This window comes from Corynebacterium sp., assembly GCF_030826625.1.
In the GTDB taxonomy this organism is placed as follows: Bacteria; Actinomycetota; Actinomycetes; order Mycobacteriales; family Mycobacteriaceae; genus Corynebacterium.
Map to the genome: position 1 here is coordinate 1 of NZ_JAPJNQ010000123.1, position 2,576 is coordinate 2,576.

2 protein-coding genes are annotated in these 2,576 nt (G+C 54.0%); both read left to right on the top strand.

Annotated features, from left to right (window positions below):
* A partial coding sequence (locus RCH87_RS10370) for an NlpC/P60 family protein (RefSeq protein WP_306516623.1) occupies positions 1-1,480 on the top strand: 1,480 nt, incomplete at its 5' end.
* A 71-nt stretch (positions 1,481-1,551) separates the two neighbouring features.
* The coding region (locus RCH87_RS10375; RefSeq protein ID WP_306516625.1) for a ferrochelatase at positions 1,552-2,576 on the top strand (1,025 nt) is incomplete at its 3' end.

Below are 2,576 nucleotides of genomic sequence, written 5' to 3' on the forward strand. Positions count from 1 at the left end.
AAAATACCGTCGTGCAGCTGGTTCGCCGGGGATGGCGGAAATTTCGAGTGGTGACCGGCGCGATGACGAGTTGTTTCGAAAGTCGTTTTTGCGCGCGCAAACTGACGACAAATTAGCGGTCATCGACGAACTTGATCGCGTTCGTACAGAGAAAGCGAATAAGGAATCACAGCTGCGCAAAACCCACGAACTCGCGAACCAGCGCGCGGAAAGCGCGAGTGACGCCGAGTCGCAAGCCCGAGCGTTGTTAGAGCGTACGACCGCTGAAGTCGCGCAGTTGCAGCAAGAGCGTGAACAGCTTGCGCAAGAACACAAAGAAACTAAGCAGGAACTGGCAGCTGCCCGGGGCAATGGCGCAACCGGCCCAAATGAGCAGTCCTCAAATGACAGTCAATCAGGCGGGAACAAGTCGAGAACTGATAGCAATAACGACTCCCAAGGCCGGAGTGATGGCACACAAGTAAATAGCGCAGACGCTGCTCCAAGCTCTGTCTCAGAGACAGAAAGCAACCGTCATACAACTACCGAATCTCGTAATACAGCAAACACAACTGCAGACGAGCAAGGTAGCGAAAGCACAGCTGCTGGATCTAACGAGCCGATTTCGGATGAGTTAACGGAATTGATCGAACAAGCGGCGAATACAGTCGCTGAGCATCTACCAGATCACACGGCTTTGGAGCTGAATGAGACTGCGACTAACCAGGCAAGTCAAACAGCACAGGATCCACCTAATTCAATACCAGCGTTACAACGAGTCGAAGTAACCGCAGCGGATACTACGACTGGCTCCGATGCTGAAGTGGAAGGGGAAGCCACTTCAGCTGAGAGCCAAGTAGATTCCGCACAGGAAGATGCTGCTGCCAGCCAACAGAATTCAACCTCCAATTCGACGGGGGCGGATAGTTCTGCCAGTTCCGCAGGATCTGATGCTGCGGCGCAGAATTCGGTCGCTGGTGGTGATTTAGCGGATGAACTCAGTGGTGTACTGGAAGAACTGGATACCAACGCATCAGTGACTAAAGATGCTTCAGCGAACTTCGCCGAGGTTGGACCGTCACAACAAGCTCAGGCTGTGCTCTCGCGTGCTCGTTCGCAGCTCGGGGTTGACTATGCCTGGGGTGGTGGCAATGCACAGGGGCCAACTGCGGGCATTCGTGATGGTGCAAATGCCGATATGAATGGCGATTACGGCAAAGTCGGTTTCGATTGCTCTGGATTAGTGCAGTATGCCTTCGCTGGTGCAGGGATTTCCCTGCCACACTACAGCGGTGGCCAGTACCGGCATGGAACTCACGTATCTACTTCCGATCTACAGCCTGGTGATCTCATCTTCTATGGTCCGGGTGGATCCCAGCACGTTGCTATCTACTCCGGAAATGGAATGATGATCGAAGCACCGCATTCCGGTTCCCAGGTTCGTGAAGTTCCCGTTCGTCATAGCGGTATGACTGAATACGCAGTCCGCCTGTTGGGCTAGCATTTTTATAGTGGCTGTGACCACAAGTTTCTCATGAGTGCTAGCAACGGGGGCTTGCTAGGCTAAAGGGCATGACTGATTTGCACCCCTTGACTGACTACGACGCACTCCTCGTCCTTTCCTTCGGTGGCCCCGAGGGAAATGACGAGGTTGTTCCATTTCTGGAGAATGTCACCCGTGGACGGGGTATTCCACGTGAACGCTTGGAAGAAGTCGGAGAGCACTACTTCAACTTTGATGGCGTCAGCCCGATTAACGCACAAAACCGCACACTCATCGCGAATATCGAACAGGCACTCGCGCATCGCGAGATTGATCTGCCGGTATATTTCGGTAACCGCAATTGGCATCCATTCGGCGAAGACACTGCGGAGCTTATCGCCCGCGATGGTCATCGGAAGGTGTTGGTGCTTGCTACCTCAGCGTGGGGAGGCTATTCGGCATGCCGCCAATACGACGAAGACATTAAACGGATTCGAAAGCATTTAGCGGACAAAGGTCTGCCAGAAATCCACTTTACGAAAATTCGGCAATTCTTCTCGCACCCTGCATTTATCGCGGACACGGCTGCAGCTATCAAAGAAGCTTATTCCAAGGTTCCTGCGGATCGACGGGAGAATATGCGCATGCTGTTCACCGCGCACTCAGTGCCTAACCGGCATGACGATGTCGGCGGTGCCGATGGAGATAAAAACTTGTATTCCCGGCAAGTGGCCGAAGCAGCACGGTTAGCGGCGGCAGAAGCTGGCATCGACGATTATGACCTGGTCTGGCAGTCACGCTCGGGCGACCCGCGCGTGCCGTGGCTCGAACCGGATATCGTCGACCACACAGAATTCCTCGCCGACAACCGCGATATCAAGGCAGTCGTGGTGTGCGCGATCGGCTTTATCACCGATCACATGGAAGTCATGTGGGACCTCGACACGGAATTAGTCGAAGCTGCACAAGAAAAAGATGTACACGTCGAACGTGCACGTACATCAGGATTGACGACGAAGTTTGCAGAAATGGTCGTTGATATTGCCGCGGAATCGGCAGCCGGGGAAATCGTCGCCAAGCTTGGCGACGTCACGGTACAAGGCAACACCGACAA